This is a genomic window from Tenacibaculum larymnensis (genome assembly GCF_028829235.1).
GTDB lineage: Bacteria > Bacteroidota > Bacteroidia > Flavobacteriales > Flavobacteriaceae > Polaribacter > Polaribacter larymnensis.
In genome coordinates this window covers 35489-51790 of record NZ_JAIWJY010000012.1, presented here as the reverse complement: position 1 = coordinate 51790, position 16302 = coordinate 35489, and the positions used below count along the sequence as shown (strand labels likewise).

Here is a 16302-nt window from a genome sequence, read left to right as displayed (position 1 = left end):
CAAAGAATGAATTATATAACGATACGGAACGCAAAACTTATCTAATTGCATTTAAATTAATTAATAACTACATATGATTTTAATTGCCGATGGTGGTTCTACTAAAGCTGATTGGATAGCTCTTGACAATACTAAAAAAGAAGTTTTTAGAACAACTACTCTTGGCTTAAATCCATCGGTTCTTACAGAGGATGAAATGCTTAATACAATCAGTAATGCTGTTGACCTATTAAAAGTACAAAACGATACTTTACAGATTCATTTTTATGGAGCTGGTTGTGGAAGCCCTAAAGCTGCTAAAAGTTTACAAGATGTTCTAAAATTCATTTTCAAAAAAGCTACAGTATTTGTTTCAGAAGATACTTTAGCCGCTGTTTATGCTAGTACAGGTGACAAACCTGGAATTGTTTGCATTTTAGGAACTGGATCAAATAGTTGTTATTACGATGGCAAAAACATAACTACTACAGCTCCTTCATTAGGTTATACTATTATGGATGAAGCTAGTGGAAATTATTTTGGCAAACAATTATTACGTGATTTCTATTACGATAAAATGCCTAAAAAAATTGCTTCGGCTTTCAAAACTTCTTTCGAACTTGATACAGATACCGTAAAAATGAATCTTTATAGAAGGCCTTACCCAAATATGTACTTGGCTTCTTTTGCTAAATTTATGCTAGAATATAAAGATGAAAAGTATATCAGAAAAATGATTAAAAAAGGGGTTCAAGAATTTTTTAAGTATCGTATTCTTCCGTTTGAAAAAGACAAACATACCCCAATTTACTTTATCGGATCAATAGCTTATTACTTTCAGGATATATTAGAAAAAGTTGCTTTAAAAAATAACTTAATCGTTACAGATGTTATTCAACGCCCAATTGATAATTTAGTTGACTTTCATCGAAATCATTCATTTTAAAAAGACTCTACAATTCTTTCAAGAGCCATCCCTCTTGACCCCTTAACTAAAATTGTACTATTTTCTATTGGGTTATTCTTTATATAATCCTCAAACTCATAAAAGTTCTTAAACTTTTTACACTCGGTAATTGTCTCATAAAAATTATCCCCTATAAGAAAAGCTTTTTTTAAATCTAGTTTTTCAATCATATCTGCTATGTTCTGGTGCTCTTTTGAACTATACTCTCCAAGCTCAAACATATCTCCTAAAATTATTGTTTTATTATTACCATGTAGTTTACTAAAACTTTCTAAAGCAGCTTTCATACTTGTAGGGTTAGCATTATATGCATCTAGAATTACTTTATTAGTATCAGTATTTATTACTTGAGACCTATTATTAGACGGAACATAGTTCTCTATAGCTTTTTTTATTTGCTCTAATGATACGTTAAAGTAGTTTCCTATAGTTATTGCTGCTGATATATTAGCAAAATTATATGCTCCTATTAAATTACTTGAAACATCAGTATCTTTATAAGATAACCTTACAAACGGATTTGCTTCTATAAATTTTATGCTTTCTTCAAAAGCAATTACCTCTGTACCTTCTGTTCTTTCCAATTGCTTTTCATCTGTAGGATTGACAAAAACTTTTTTATTATGAGTTCTTAAAAAATCATACAATTCAGATTTAGCTTTTACCACACCTTCTAAAGAACCAAACCCTTCTAAATGTGCACTCCCAAAATTTGTTATATAACCATAATCAGGATTAGCAATTCTTGATAAAAAATCAATTTCTTTTGCATGATTGGCTCCCATTTCAACAATACCTATCTCTGTATTTTTATTCATTGACAATAAGGTTAATGGTACACCAATATGATTGTTTAAATTACCTAAAGTAGCTGTTGTTTTATACTTTGTTGAAAGAACTGCATTTATTAGTTCTTTTGTAGTTGTTTTTCCATTACTTCCTGTTAAAGCAATTATAGGAGCACTCAATTGATTTCTATGATAATTTGCTAGTTCTTGAAGTGTTTCTAGAACATCTTTAACCAAAATTAGTTTTTCTGAAGTTTTATACTCAACTTCATCAATTATTGCATAACTAGCTCCTTTATTAATCGCTTCTTCAGCAAACTTATTTCCATTAAAGTTTTCTCCTTTTAAAGCAAAAAAAAGTGTGTTTTTTCTAATATTTCTAGTATCTGTATCTACTAAACCATGAGTGATATACAGCTTGTATAAATCTTCTATCTTCATATTGTAAAAATAAAAAAACCTCATTGAGATTCAATGAGGTTCTTATATAATTTTAGGTTCAAATATTATTTCACTTTATCTGGTGTAGCGGTTTTTCTTTTGTTTAAAACCATTGGTCCCATTTTATCAGTAGCACATCTAAACCCTATATAGTTCGTTGCCATATATTCTGGGAAATATCTTCTTTGTGCTGGATCTAACCAATATTCTCTATCAGCCCAAGAACCACCTTTATAAACTCTAGATTTATCACTTATTAATGTAGTTCTTCTCTTATCGTCATACTTATAGTTGTTTACAACGTTTCCTAAAGTATCTACTTCTGCTTCTGGCTTTTGTGGAGAATTATACATTCTTGTAGTACGGTCTAATTGATCTTTATCTAATCCGTAGAACTTAGAAGAAGCTTGGTCTCCATCACCTAAACTAGAGTTATTAGCTAAGTTATAGTTTCTTCTCATGTAAGTATCTTCTTTAGTAATTGGAATATACTTAACACTTCCAGGTAAATCTTTAGGTACAATTCTACCGTTTTCTAGAGTATCATATTCTACTTCTCCATCACCAACAATAACAACTTTACCATCTTCATTAATTAATTTTTTAGTAAAAATATTACCTCTAAAGTAGTTGAAATCATTTGCTTCTGAATCAATAATTGGTCGATATACATCTTGTACCCATTCAGATACGTTACCAGACATATCATATAAACCAAAGGCATTAGGAGGATAACTTTTAACAGCGTTAGGAATATCTGATCCATCACTACTCCAACCAGCAATACCACTATAGTCTCCTTTACCTTGTTTAAAGTTAGCTAACTGATCTCCTCTTCTTCTTTTATCTCTATCACGAGTATATTTTCCACTCCAAGCATACTTCTTTCTACCTCTAATATTATTATACTCACGGTTTTCAAAAATAGACTTTGCTGCATATTCCCACTCTACCTCTGTTGGTAATCTAAATTTCTGAGATAATATACCATCAGAAGAAGTTACTTGTCTTCCCGTAAAAGCTCCTTTTTCTGGTTTAGGTTCTCCTTTAGATCTTGGTACTGGGATACCTTTTTTATAGATTGTAGAATCTCCATCAAAAATGGCATAAGGGTCTGTTAAATATGTATCTGTGTCAAAGTTATTTTCTCCTTTAAAGCTTATTGAATCTTCCTTAAAGATGTTTTTTATAACTCCTTTATCCATTAATATCTTTAAGTTAACAGCATTAGTACGCCACTTACAATATTTATTGGCTTGTATCCAGCTAACCCCAACAACAGGATATTCTGCATACGAAGGATGTCTTAAATAACTTTCAGATAATAAGTTTGTATTACCTAAACCTTTTCTCCATACTAATGTATCTGGTAATATTGATGGATAAATATCTTTAAACTGCGGATCTTCAGGAGGGAATACATCTTTAGTGTATTGCATAAACAACCCATATTCTGCATTAGTCACCTCTGTTTCATCCATATAGAAAGTACGAACGTGCATTTTTTGAGGAGTTGTATTCCAATCAAACATAACATCATCTTGAACTAATCCCATAGTAAAGGTACCTCCTTCAATATGAACCATCCCTGGCGGCACATTTTTACCTTCTTTGTACTCTCCCTTCAAATAACCTCCATAATTAGGATCATTAAAGTTCCAACCAGTTAATGAAGACTTACCCGATCTAGCTCCATTACTCTTACAAGAAGTAATTAATAAACCAGTGATCGCTAATAAACTAAATAATTTCAACGTACTTTTCATGTATTTTTAACTGTTTTTTAAGGGTGTCGCAATTTACAATATTTCTAATTTCTTACAACTAATTTATCTATAAATTCACATTTAGTAACCTTGTCTATGCAAGATTACAAACGACAGTTTTTATACTTTAGTATTACGAATCTAAGAAAAAGATTAAAATATAGGCTGTTAAAGTTTAATATTTTTAACGGTAAAAAATAATTTTTCTCTTAAATCTAACAACACATATAATATTATGTTAGTAATCACGTTACGTTATTAAACTAATAAATAAACTTTTAAGCTAAGTATTACAAGAAGTCCAAAAAAAGTTATTAGTTGTATACTCCCCCAAGAAAAATTATATATTTGCTAAACAATTAATCAAATTTTACATGAAAAAATTATCAATCGTATTATTTTTTGTGTGCTTTACCCTTCAAAATAAAGCGCAAGCCCAAACATCAATAAATACAACGGCAATGCCTTTTTTATTGATTACACCTGATGCTCGTGCTGGTGGTATGGGGGATATTGGAGTTGCAACATCTTCAGATGCCTTTTCTATCTTTCATAACCCTGCAAAAACTGCATTTAATCAAAACAAAATAAGCATAGGACTTAATTATACTCCTTGGCTTAGAAACTTAACTGATGATATTTTTGTTGGTGGAGGTTCTTATGTTAATAGGTATAGCGAAAAATCAGCTTGGGGAGTTGATTTAAAGTATTTTTCTCTTGGAGAAGTAGCTTTAACAAATGACAGTGGTACTTCTAATGGGATAGAAAATCCTAATGAATTAGCTATCACAGGAATTTATTCATTAAAGCTAAGTGAAACTTTTTCTATGGGAATTGGTTTAAAGTACATCCATTCAAACTACAAAATAAGAAGTAACGACTCTAATTTAGATGCCGTTAATTCTTTTGCTGTTGATGTTTCTGGTTATTATCAATCTAAAGAAGATAACTATGGAAGCTTTAACGGACGCTACAGGTTAGGTTTTAACATATCTAACATAGGTCCAAAAGTTGAATACAGCCCTGGTGTTCCTAACTTTATTCCTACAAACGCTAAAGTTGGTGGTGGTTTTGACTTCATTTTTGATGACAAAAATATTTTAGGGCTTAACTTAGAGTTCACAAAATTATTAGTCCCATCAAGCCCTAACTCTGAAAGAGGTTGGTTTGAAGGAATGTTTACTTCTTTAGGAGACAGAAGCTTTAGTGAAGAATTACAAGAAACTACTTGGGCTTTAGGAGCTGAATATTTATACAACAACGCCTTTGCTCTTAGAGCTGGTTATTTTCATGAGAGTGAAGAAAAAGGACAACGCCAGTACTTTACTTTAGGTACCGGGTTTACTGCAAGAGCTTTTACTCTAGATTTATCATATTTAGTAAACACAGCAGCAGTTAATAATCCTTTAGAAAATACTTTACGTTTTTCTTTATCTTTTGATTTAGGAGAACTGTATGAAGTTTATTAAAAAACAGTATTTTTTTTATAAATTCGTATCAGAATACAAAAGCAGTCTCACCGACTGCTTTTTTTGACTAATTTATTTACGATGGAAAAAATTGATGTAACCACTACTGCTACTTTATTTGATAATATTTCACAATTATCAACCGAAGATGCCTTTTTAATGGAAAAAGCTGTTGAAGCAAGACAGAAAGCTTATGCCCCTTATTCAAAGTTTAATGTTGGTGCTGCTATATTACTTGATAATGGTGAAATTGTTTTAGGTAATAATCAAGAGAGTGCTGCATACCCTTCTGGTATGTGTGCAGAACGTGTTGCTATTTGGAAAGCTGGTTCTGAATTTCCTGATATGAAGGTCGAAAAAATAGCTATAACTGCAGCCTCTGAAAACTCAACAGTAGATAAACCTGTTGGGCCTTGCGGTGCATGCCGTCAAACATTATCAGAATATGAAATAAATCAACAACAACCTATAGAGATTATTTTTATGGGAGAAGTTGGTAAAATTGTGAAAACTGAGTCGTTACTATCTTTACTGCCTTTTTCTTTTGATAGCTCCTATTTATAACACCTATAGCATTAAAATCTTAAAAAAGCCTATTTGTTTTTTATAAAAAAACAAAACACACTTCATTTTTTAAGAATATCATAATTCTAAAAAATTGACTGTATATAAAGTGGTTATCGTCAATAAAAATGCTTTATTTGTAACTACTCAACATTTAAAAATTAGTATCTCGAATGAAATTATCTGTAATTACAGGAACAGGAGCCTTTATTCCTTCAATAAAAAAAGAAAATAGTAAGTTTAATGACAGTTTCTTTTTAAATGCTGATGGAACTTCCTTTGACAATTCTAACCCTGTGATTATTGAAAAGTTTAAATCGATAACGGGTATTGAAGAGCGTCGATACGCTAAACCAGAATATAAAGCTTCAGATCTTGGTTTTTTTGCGGCAAAAAAGGCAATTGAAGATGCTAATATTAATCCAGAAGAATTAGATTATATCATTTTTGCTCATAATTTTGGAGATGTAAAAAAAGACGCTATTCAAAGTGACATTCTTCCAAGTTTAGCAACTCGTGTAAAACATTTACTACAAATTGAAAACCCAAATTGTGTAGCATATGATATTCTATTTGGCTGTCCTGGTTGGATTGAAGGTGTTATTCAAGCACAGGCTTTTATAAAGGCTGGCATTGCAAAGAAATGTTTAGTTATTGGAGGTGAAACACTATCAAGGGTTATAGATATGAACGATCGTGACTCCATGATTTATAGTGATGGCGCTGGCGCTTGTATCGTGGAAGCTACAGACAAAAACGATAGTGGTATTCTTAGCCATGCTTCGCAAACTTTTACTAAAGATGAAGCCTATTATTTATTTTTTGGCAACTCAAATGACAAGAGTAAAGACAAAGATGTTCGTTACATTAAAATGCACGGGCGAAAAATTTATGAGTTTGCTTTAACTAATGTACCTAAAGCAATGCAAACTGCTTTAGATAAAAGTGGTGTAAGCATTGATGACGTAAAAAAAATATTTATCCATCAAGCCAATGAAAAAATGGATGAAGCTATTATTAAACGTTTTTATCGTTTGTACAAAAAACCAATTCCTGAAGGTATAATGCCCATGAGTATTCACAAATTAGGAAATAGTTCAGTAGCAACCGTACCTACCCTACTCGATTTAGTTTTAAAAGGAAATATTGAAAACCAAGAAGTAAAAAAAGGAGATGTTATTATTTTAGCATCAGTAGGTGCTGGCATGAATATTAATGCCATAGTTTATAAAATTTAATAGTTTAAAAAACTCTTTAATTTCTTACTAAATATTCTCGCAAATATAAAATCTAAGTACTATTTTTGCGCATGCAACAACACAACGTACTTATATTAGATTTCGGATCGCAATACACACAGTTAATTGCGCGCCGTGTAAGAGAATTAAATATTTATTGTGAAATTCACCCTTACAACAAAATACCACAAAATTTAAACGATTTTAAAGCTGTAATCCTTTCAGGAAGCCCATCTTCAGTTCGTTCAGAAGAAGCTCCACATCCTGATTTATCTGAGATTAGAGGTAAAAAACCTTTATTAGCTGTATGCTATGGAGCTCAATATTTAGCTCATTTTTCAGGTGGTTTAGTAGCTCCTTCTAATACTCGTGAGTACGGTAGAGCTAACTTATCTTTTATTAAAGAAGGAGAAGAATTCTTTAAAGATATTTCTGAAGGAAGTCAAGTTTGGATGAGTCATTCAGACACAATTAAAGAGTTACCTACTGGAGGAACATTATTAGCAAGTACTCATGATGTACAAAATGCAGCATACAAGATTGATGGAGAGACTACTTATGCGATCCAATTTCACCCAGAAGTATATCATTCTACAGATGGTAAACAATTATTACAAAACTTTTTAGTTAATATAGCTGGGGTAGCTCAAACATGGACACCAGATTCATTTGTTGACGAAACTGTAGCTGAATTAAAAGCTAAGATAGGTAATGACAAAGTTGTTTTAGGTTTATCTGGAGGAGTAGATTCTACCGTAGCTGCAGTTTTACTACACAAAGCTATTGGAAGTAATTTGCACTGTATTTTCGTAAACAACGGATTGTTACGTAAAAATGAGTTTACCGACGTATTAAAACAATACGAAGGTATGGGGTTAAACGTTAAAGGGGTCGATGCTTCGGCACGTTTTTTGGATGAACTAGCTGGATTAAGTGACCCAGAAGCAAAACGTAAAGCTATTGGTAAGGTTTTTATTGATGTTTTTGATGATGAAGCACACCAAATAGAAGATGCCAAATGGCTAGCACAGGGAACAATTTATCCCGATGTAATTGAATCAGTTTCAGTTAATGGAGGTCCTTCAGCTACTATTAAAAGTCATCATAATGTAGGCGGTTTACCTGATTTTATGAAATTGAAAGTTGTTGAGCCTTTACGTATGATTTTTAAAGATGAAGTACGTAGAGTTGGTGCTTCTATGGGAATTGATAAAGAATTATTAGGTCGTCATCCATTTCCAGGACCTGGTTTAGCTATCAGAATCTTGGGTGATATTACCGCTGAAAAAGTTCGTATTTTGCAAGAGGTAGATGCTGTATTCATTAACGGGTTAAAAGAAAGCGGATTGTACGATAAAGTATGGCAAGCAGGTGCTATTTTATTACCAGTAAACTCTGTTGGTGTTATGGGAGATGAAAGAACCTACGAAAAAGTAGTTGCTTTAAGAGCTGTAGAAAGTACAGATGGTATGACAGCAGATTGGGTTAATTTACCTTATGAGTTTTTACAAAAAACATCAAATAAAATAATAAATAATGTAAAAGGTGTAAATAGAGTTGTATATGATATTAGCTCTAAACCACCAGCAACAATTGAATGGGAATAAAAATCCATTATTAATTTCAAAAAAAGAGTAGATGAAGAAATTACAGTTTTTACTATTAGTTTGTATTTTAACTATTACCGTTTCATGCGGGCAGCAAAAGCGTTACGTATCTTACAAAATCCAAGAAGGAGAAACGATGCGAGACGTTGCAGATCGCTTGGACATGAAAACAAAAGATTTATTACGTTTAAATCCAGATGTTGGAAGACGTCCAGATGCTAACACGGTAATTGTAATACCTAATCCTAAAATTAAAAAGAATACTTCTTCATCTACTACTTCTTCTCCTGAAGAAGAAACTGTAGATACTACTGATACTAATGATGTTGAGGATACAACTCCTGAAACTAATGAAGATGATACTGTTTTTAAACAAACAATTGTTGAATATGAGACTCACGAAGTTAAAAAAGGAGAAACTGTGTATCGTATTACAAAACAATACGGTATTACCAAAGATGACTTAATTAAATTTAATCCTGAATACACTAATATTCAAGGTAATAATTTAAGTATAGGTCAGGTATTAAAGGTTAAGGAAGTTAAGAAAACTATTACTATTGATAAAGAAAAAGTTTTAGAAAAGTTCTTAACACATACTGTAAAGAGTAAAGAAACTATGTATAGTTTAACTCGTTTCTACAATGTATCCAAAGAAGATTTATTACGTTTAAACCCTGAATATCCAGGTTTAGTTGATAATAAATTATCAATAGGTCAATTATTAAAAATTAAACCTATTGAAGAAGTAAGTAAAAAAGAGAATTATACTTTTTATAAAGATTCTGTTCAAACAGATACTTCTATAAACCTTGCTATTTTACTTCCATTTAAAGCTGACGAGTATAACTCTCAATCAAGTAAAGATATTTTTGAAGGAAACCAATTAGCAAATATGGTTACTGACTTTTATCTTGGAGCAGAGATAGCTATTGACTCTATTAAAAAGCAAGGAGTACAAGTAAAAGTTAATGTTTTCGATACAGGAAACAGAGGAAAAAATATAGCAACTATATTAAAAGACAAAAAACTAGAAAATACTGATGTAGTTATTGGTCCTTTTTACTCTGATAAAGCTGAAGTTGTTGCTCGCGATGTAAATGCACCTGTAGTTTTTCCTCATTACTCTAGTAAACAAAGTAAATTCTCTTCTTCTAAATTAGTTAAAACTTCACCTGAAAAAGATAATTATGTGAGTTATTTAGCTTCTTATTTAAAAGACAGCTATAAAGATCAAGAAATTTTTATTGTTAGTGATAATCAAAAAGAAACGAACACGAGGGTTTCTAAAATTATTTCTGAACTAAAAAAACATGATAGTATTAATAATATACATGTTTTAAAACCAGAAAAAGGTTATATAAAAAGAGAGCGTTTTACAAGTAAGATGTCTTCTAAAAGACATAACTGGGTAATCTTTGCTTCAGAAGATAATGTAGTTGTTGCTGATGCTTTAAATAGTATGATTAGCTTACCTGATGAAACTAAAGTTCAAGTATTTGCTACTAGCAAAGGTAACGCTTATGATAAGATTGATAATAATAAGCTTTCCAGCATCAATTTTACTTACGTTTCTAACACTTATTCAGACGAAGACGCCTTAGAAACGAAAGATTTCAATAACAAATATTTACAAAAAAATAATACTATTCCTTCAGACTATGCTATTAAAGGGTTTGATATTACATATGATGTTTTAATGCGTTTGGCTTCAGGAAATGAGCTTACAGAAACCTTTAAAAAAGGAGTTTCTTTACGTGTTGAAAATAAATTTGACTACCATAAAAAAATGTTTGGAAGTAGCGGAAATCAAGGATTATTTATTGTTAAATACAATAATGATTTAAGCTTAAGTAGACTTAGGTAAACCTTAATCTAATATAATAAAAAAGCCAAAACTAAAAGTTTTGGCTTTTTTATTATTCATACATTTCTTTATAATATTTTTGGTACTCTCCACTTGTTATATGGTCAATCCATTCATTATTTTCCAAATATCATTTTACTGTTTTTTCTATTCCTTCCTCGAATTGTAAAGACGGTTCCCAGCCTAATTCATTTTTGAGTTTTGATGAATCTATAGCATACCTATAATCATGTCTAACTCTATTAGTTACATATGTTCCTCATAAAAATTTACTATATAAACTTTTCAAAGCTACTAATAAATAAATGGAGTTTCTAGCTCTTTAAAAGTTAAAAGTTGTTGGTCTTTTGGAGAAAGTATTACCTCTTCTGAATTAATTTTCCAATCAATATTCAAAGTAGGATCATTCCAAATAATTCCAGAGTCGTATTCTGGTGCATACCAATTATCCACTTTATATGCAAAAATAGCTTCTTTAGATAAAGTTACAAATCCATGTGCAAATCCCCTCGGTATAAATAATTGTTTTTTATTTTCTTCGGATAACTCTACTGAAAAACATCCCCCATAAGTAGGTGAGTTCTTTCGAATATCAACCGTAATATCTAATATCTTACCCTGAATACATCTCACTAACTTAGCTTGTGCAAATGGAGGCTTCTGAAAATGTAATCCTCGTAATGCTCCAAAAACTGATTTGGATTCGTTATCCTGAACAAAATTTATTCGTCCAATATTTTCTTCAAACTCTTTTTGATTAAAAGATTCAAAAAAATACCCTCTTTGATCTCCAAAAACCTTGGGCTCAATAACTACAACTTCAGGAATATCTGTTTGTTTAAAAATCATGATAGCTTTTTTGATATTATACTAATGTATTGAAAAATTAAGGCTCAGGAAAACCTGAATTCAGAATTATAAGTTTATTAGTTTTTGAATCGCTCCTTTTATTCGTACTCTATCTTCGTCTATGAGATTGGAACCTGATGGTAAACATAATCCTTCTTCAAACAATTTTTCTGAGATGTTAGCTCCGTAATATTTGCAATCTTTAAAAACAGGTTGTAAATGCATTGGTTTCCATAAGGGACGAGATTCAATATTCTCTTTTTCTAAAGCTAAACGTAGCTCTTCTCTTGAAAAACCCGTTATACTTTCCTCTATAACTACAGCACTTAACCAGTGATTAGAGAAATATTCTGATGTTGGTTCTGTTAAAACTCTTATTCCATCTACATTTTTGAATACTTCTTGATAAAACTGATTATTAGCTCTTCTAAAACCAATGTGTTTATCTAACACCTCCATTTGACCACGACCTATACCTGCCACAATATTACTCATACGATAGTTATATCCTATGTGTGAATGTTGGTAATGAGGGGTATTATCACGTGCTTGGGTTGCTAAAAAAATGACTTTTTGTTTATCTTCTTCATTCTTACATACCAGAGCACCTCCACCAGAAGTTGTGATTATTTTATTTCCGTTAAATGATAAAATTCCGAAATCACCAAACGTACCACATTTTTGTCCTTTGTAGGTTGAACCTAATGCTTCCGCCGCATCTTCTATTAAGGTTATACCGTATTTTTTAGAAATCGCTACAATTTCATCCATTTTAGCAGGCATCCCATATAAATGTACCACTATGATTGCTTTTGGTTTTTTCCCCTTAGCCATACCTTCTTTGATAGCTTCCTCTAACGCTTTTGGACACATATTCCAAGTTTCTTCTTCACTATCTACAAAGACAGGAATAGCCCCTTGGTACGTTATTGGGTTTGCAGAAGCGGAAAAGGTCATACTTTGACACAACACCTCATCTCCATTGCTTACTCCAGCTAATATTAGGGCTAAATGTAAAGCAGAAGTACCAGAAGCTAAACAAGCTACTTTTGAGTTTTCTCCAACATACCCTTCTAAATCTTGTTCAAAACCATTTACATTGGGTCCTAATGGAGCTACCCAATTGGTGTCAAAAGCTTCTTGTACATATTTTTGTTCGCTACCTCCCATGTGTGGAGAGGATAACCATATTTTTTCTAACATAACTTATTTATTGTATTTTATCACTTTTCCAGGGTTTCCTACAACTACAGCGTTATCAGGCACATCTCTGATTATAACTGCTCCAGCCCCTATTAAAGAGTTCTCTCCTACATTTTTTACTCCTGTCATAATTGTTGAAGCTATTCCGCAAAAGACTTTTTTTTCCATATAAACCGAAGCTCCTATATTAGAACCTTGAGAAATAAAACAGCCTTCATCAATGACTGCATGATGAGCGATATTAACCCCCATACTTATTAACACAAAATCTTTAAGTTTAGTTAAAGGCATAATATTCACGCCTGATAAAATATAAACACACTTTCCAATTTCTACTGAAGCATGTATATTGGTGTTTCTATGAATAAAACTAGGTGTTTTAAACCCGGCTTTAATTACTTTATTTAAAAGATTATAACGGACTTCATTATTTCCTATAGGGATAAATACATTAGTTGATCTCTCTATGTTGTTCAACAGGAAGTTAAAGTCTCCCAAAACATTAAGCCCTTTATTTTTGACTATGTTAGGGTTGTCGTCTATAAAACCTAATATATTATATTCTTCTTTTAAGTACTCAGCATATACTTCCCCATACGTACCAGCCCCAACTATTATACAATTTTCCATACCTCTAATTAGTACCATTAAACTTATCCACAGTCACTTTACCTTCTTGATTAATTCCTTCTCTTACAAAAACCTTTTTAACAGTAAGAAAAAATATTTTTAAATCTAGACCAAAGCTAATGTTATTAACATAGTACACATCCAATTCAAACTTTTTAGTCCATGAAATTGCATTTCTACCATTTACTTGAGCCCATCCCGTAATTCCTGGACGAACATTATGCCTGTTTTTTTGCTCCTTACTATACAAAGGTAAATAATAAGTTCTTAATGGTCTAGGGCCAATAATCGACATGTCTCCTCTTAACACATTTAGTAGTTGTGGAATCTCATCTAAAGATGTTTTACGAACAAAGCTTCCCATTTTTGTTAAGCGGTCTGCATCAGGCAAAAGGTTTCCATTTTCATCTGTTTTATCATTCATTGATTTAAACTTGATGATTTTAAAAATCTTTTGATTTTTTCCTGGACGTTTTTGAAAGAAAAATGGTTTTCCTTGATTTGCTAAAAATAGTCCAATAGTAACTATAAAAAAAATAGGACTTAAAATCAGTAATCCTAAAAAAGCTACAATAAAATCTAAGATACGTTTGATATAGTTTTTATACATAACTTAAAGATTTTTATATGTATTTTCAACTGTTTCCACAAATTGTTTACATAAAATAGATTTATCATAAACTGTTTCAGCCAAAGTTCGAGATTTTCGTCCCATTTCTTTCACTATTTCTGGATTTCTTTTTAACAACAAAATTTTATCAACTAGTTCTTGTGCCACATTAGGATTGACATAAAATCCGCAATTATGCTTCTCCACCATATCTTTTGTCCATCCCGCAGAATTTACGATAATAGGTTTACCTGCTGATAGAGAATCAAATAGTTTATTAGGTGAATTGGTATAGAGTATTGGTAAGTCTTTAAAGCTAACCATCGATACATCACAGAGGTTAACAATCTCTGAGGTTTCTTCCATTGGAAACCTTCCTAAAAAATGTACTTGTTTTAATTGATGTTTTTGACAATAGTTCTTTAATTCTTCTTCTGTAGAACCTCCACCTATAAAAATAAATTCAATACTGGTATCTTCTTTTAGCTCCTCTGCTCCTCTTATTATGCTCATTGCTCCATTAGCTATACCCAATGCCCCGAAGTGGATTAATTTAAAACTGTCTGTTCGAAGCCCTAACTCCGTTTGCAATTGTTCGTTTTTCTCTCTTGGCCAAAAGGCATCTATTTTAGCCATATTAGGAATCATACTAACTTTTTCCTTAGGTTCATATTTGAGTACCCCCGCTGCCATACCTGGAGATAAAGCTACAATATGCTTGGCATTTTTGTAAATACTTTTTTCAAAACTAACTGCTAATTTTTGAAGCAGCTTGTTATTTAGCCCTCCCATTTGGATGGGTACTTCTGGCCATAAATCTCGTACTTCAAAAATAAAAGGAATTTTTCGTAACTTCTTTAATACTAAGGCGGGAAAACCTACCGTTAAAGGAGTTGAAGTAGCAAGTGCTAAATCGACATTTTTTACTTTTAATGCTAAACGTGTCGATTTTATCATAAAATTGACGAATGATTTTACACGTGCCATGATAGACATATTCTGATTATAGGGTACTTTTAGATAGATTACCTCGACGCCATCAATTGTTTTATGCACAATTTTTTCCTGAATACTAGAAGAGGTTGTAAGCATCGTTACCTTATGCCCTTCTTCTATAAAGCGTTTTGCTACCCAGTATGAACGCGTCCCTCCTGGCTCACTTGGTATTTTAAAATATTGGTGTATATATAAAATGTGCATTATTTCTTATTATTTTTTGTAATATTAGCATATATTTCCTTATGTTTTTTAGCAATATTAGACCAATCATGATTAGCTGTTATCTCTGCCTCTAAATTCTGTAACGGGTTATAATTTTCAAGTATTTGTTTAACCGCATTTATTATACTTTCCTCGTTATTGGGCTCTACTGCCACTCCTATATTTTCATAATACCCATCTATTCCTTCTTTTTGTGTGTATATTATAGGTAAGCCTTGAGAAATTGCCTCTATATAAACTAATCCAAAGGTTTCTCCTTTAGAAGGCATGGCAAAAATATCTGCTTTCGTAAACTGCTGTTGAAGTAATTTTTTATCGGTAATCTTTCCCTGAAAGTTAATAGACTCACTACGTTTAACTTTTTCTAATATTTTTTTTTCTTCACTTCCACCCCCTCCTACTAAGTTTAATTGACAAGGAACACCAATAGCATTAAGGATCGTTATTGCATTTATTAATTTTAGCACATTTTTTCCTTTAGCAAATTTACCTATATACAAAACAACGGGTAGTTTCTGGGGGTTCTGCTTTGGAGCTTTATAATTTTTTATCCAAAAATCATCGATCCCATTAGGGATTACCTCACTTTTTTCAATAAGCACTTTTTTGTTTACAAAGGGTTTTAAATTAAAAAAACGCTTATGATAACTCGGAGAGATAAAAAACACCTTACTGGCATTTTCAATAATATTTTTTGCTCGTTTACGTAAGTGATACCCATATTTATAAAACAAATTTAAATCGGTATTCCTTACGGTTATTATATAGGGAATATTATGTTTTTTATATAGTTCATAAGCTACGCCGCCATCACTATACCATGTGTGTGCGTGAATCAACGTTATTTTGGTTAAATCTACATAAGCTTCTACATCTTCAGTAACTTTATTAATCTTGTGAAAGTATCGAAGTTTATCAGTTTTTTTTAAAATATTACGATAAATAATACTTGAGCTTGTTTGTTTAAAATCTATATGATTTTTCCCTATTAAATCCTCTCTCCTTACGGCTGTATATATAGCTTGAGGAAGTTCTAATTGATCAAGCTGTTTCATTAAACTTTTGTAAACTTTTGACCCTGAAAAATCATTTGTAATATGTAG

14 protein-coding genes and 1 pseudogene are annotated in these 16302 nt (G+C 31.6%); 6 read left to right on the top strand and 9 right to left on the bottom strand.

Going from position 1 to position 16302, the window contains the following annotated elements; all coding sequences use genetic code 11:
• Positions 1 to 73: 73 nt before the first annotated feature.
• Positions 74 to 925, top strand: coding sequence for an N-acetylglucosamine kinase (locus LCI24_RS15060; protein ID WP_274641115.1), 852 nt, complete (start codon positions 74 to 76; stop codon positions 923 to 925).
• Here LCI24_RS15060 and LCI24_RS15055 read toward each other — a convergent pair.
• Together LCI24_RS15055 and gldJ are read right to left on the bottom strand one after the other, a co-directional pair.
• The gene (locus LCI24_RS15055; RefSeq protein ID WP_274641114.1) at positions 922 to 2175 is read right to left on the bottom strand and encodes a UDP-N-acetylmuramoyl-tripeptide--D-alanyl-D-alanine ligase; all 1254 of its coding nucleotides are present in this window, start codon (positions 2173 to 2175) and stop codon (positions 922 to 924) included. The two genes, LCI24_RS15060 and LCI24_RS15055, sit on opposite strands and share 4 nt — an antisense overlap.
• A 65-nt stretch (positions 2176 to 2240) precedes the next feature.
• On the bottom strand, positions 2241 to 3941 hold the full coding sequence (gldJ, locus tag LCI24_RS15050) for a gliding motility lipoprotein GldJ (protein ID WP_274641113.1): 1701 nt from the start codon (positions 3939 to 3941) through the stop codon (positions 2241 to 2243).
• Positions 3942 to 4315: 374 nt separating this feature from the next.
• Here gldJ and porV point away from each other — a divergent pair, with 374 nt between their 5' ends.
• From porV to LCI24_RS15025, 5 genes are all read left to right on the top strand, one after another.
• Positions 4316 to 5410 carry a type IX secretion system outer membrane channel protein PorV gene (gene porV / locus LCI24_RS15045; RefSeq protein ID WP_121148133.1) on the top strand — a complete coding sequence of 365 codons (1095 nt, stop codon included), beginning with the start codon at positions 4316 to 4318 and terminating at the stop codon, positions 5408 to 5410.
• An 81-nt stretch (positions 5411 to 5491) separates the two neighbouring features.
• Positions 5492 to 5974 carry a cytidine deaminase gene (gene cdd, locus LCI24_RS15040; protein WP_274641112.1) on the top strand — a complete coding sequence of 161 codons (483 nt, stop codon included), beginning with the start codon at positions 5492 to 5494 and terminating at the stop codon, positions 5972 to 5974.
• A gap of 173 nt (positions 5975 to 6147) precedes the next feature.
• On the top strand, positions 6148 to 7212 hold the full coding sequence (locus tag LCI24_RS15035) for a 3-oxoacyl-ACP synthase III family protein (RefSeq protein ID WP_274641111.1): 1065 nt from the start codon (positions 6148 to 6150) through the stop codon (positions 7210 to 7212).
• Positions 7213 to 7283: 71 nt separating this feature from the next.
• Positions 7284 to 8819 carry a glutamine-hydrolyzing GMP synthase gene (gene guaA, locus LCI24_RS15030; protein WP_121148125.1) on the top strand — a complete coding sequence of 512 codons (1536 nt, stop codon included), beginning with the start codon at positions 7284 to 7286 and terminating at the stop codon, positions 8817 to 8819.
• Between the two features lie 31 nt (positions 8820 to 8850).
• Entirely contained in the window at positions 8851 to 10686 is a 1836-nt protein-coding gene (locus LCI24_RS15025) for an amino acid ABC transporter substrate-binding protein (protein ID WP_274641110.1), read from the top strand.
• A gap of 52 nt (positions 10687 to 10738) precedes the next feature.
• On the opposite strand, the pseudogene LCI24_RS15020 reads toward LCI24_RS15025, so the two are convergent.
• The 7 genes and pseudogenes from LCI24_RS15020 to LCI24_RS14990 all read right to left on the bottom strand — a co-directional run.
• A pseudogene (locus LCI24_RS15020) lies at positions 10739 to 10942 on the bottom strand (GDP-mannose 4,6-dehydratase); the annotation flags it as partial.
• Positions 10943 to 10980: 38 nt separating this feature from the next.
• Positions 10981 to 11535 (bottom strand): dTDP-4-dehydrorhamnose 3,5-epimerase, encoded by a 555-nt coding sequence (gene rfbC / locus LCI24_RS15015; RefSeq protein WP_274641109.1) that lies wholly within the window; start codon positions 11533 to 11535, stop codon positions 10981 to 10983.
• Positions 11536 to 11601: 66 nt separating this feature from the next.
• Positions 11602 to 12738 (bottom strand): DegT/DnrJ/EryC1/StrS family aminotransferase, encoded by a 1137-nt coding sequence (locus tag LCI24_RS15010; RefSeq protein ID WP_274641108.1) that lies wholly within the window; start codon positions 12736 to 12738, stop codon positions 11602 to 11604.
• A gap of 3 nt (positions 12739 to 12741) precedes the next feature.
• The gene (locus LCI24_RS15005) at positions 12742 to 13368 is read right to left on the bottom strand and encodes an acetyltransferase (protein WP_274641107.1); all 627 of its coding nucleotides are present in this window, start codon (positions 13366 to 13368) and stop codon (positions 12742 to 12744) included.
• Between the two features lie 4 nt (positions 13369 to 13372).
• A complete protein-coding gene (locus LCI24_RS15000) occupies positions 13373 to 13978 on the bottom strand; it encodes a sugar transferase (protein WP_274641106.1) in 606 nt (201 codons plus the stop codon).
• A 3-nt stretch (positions 13979 to 13981) separates the two neighbouring features.
• A complete protein-coding gene (locus LCI24_RS14995; RefSeq protein WP_274641105.1) occupies positions 13982 to 15178 on the bottom strand; it encodes a glycosyltransferase family 4 protein in 1197 nt (398 codons plus the stop codon).
• Entirely contained in the window at positions 15178 to 16254 is a 1077-nt protein-coding gene (locus LCI24_RS14990; protein ID WP_274641104.1) for a glycosyltransferase family 4 protein, read from the bottom strand. Before LCI24_RS14990 ends, LCI24_RS14995 begins: the two co-directional genes overlap by 1 nt.
• Positions 16255 to 16302 lie beyond the last annotated feature (48 nt).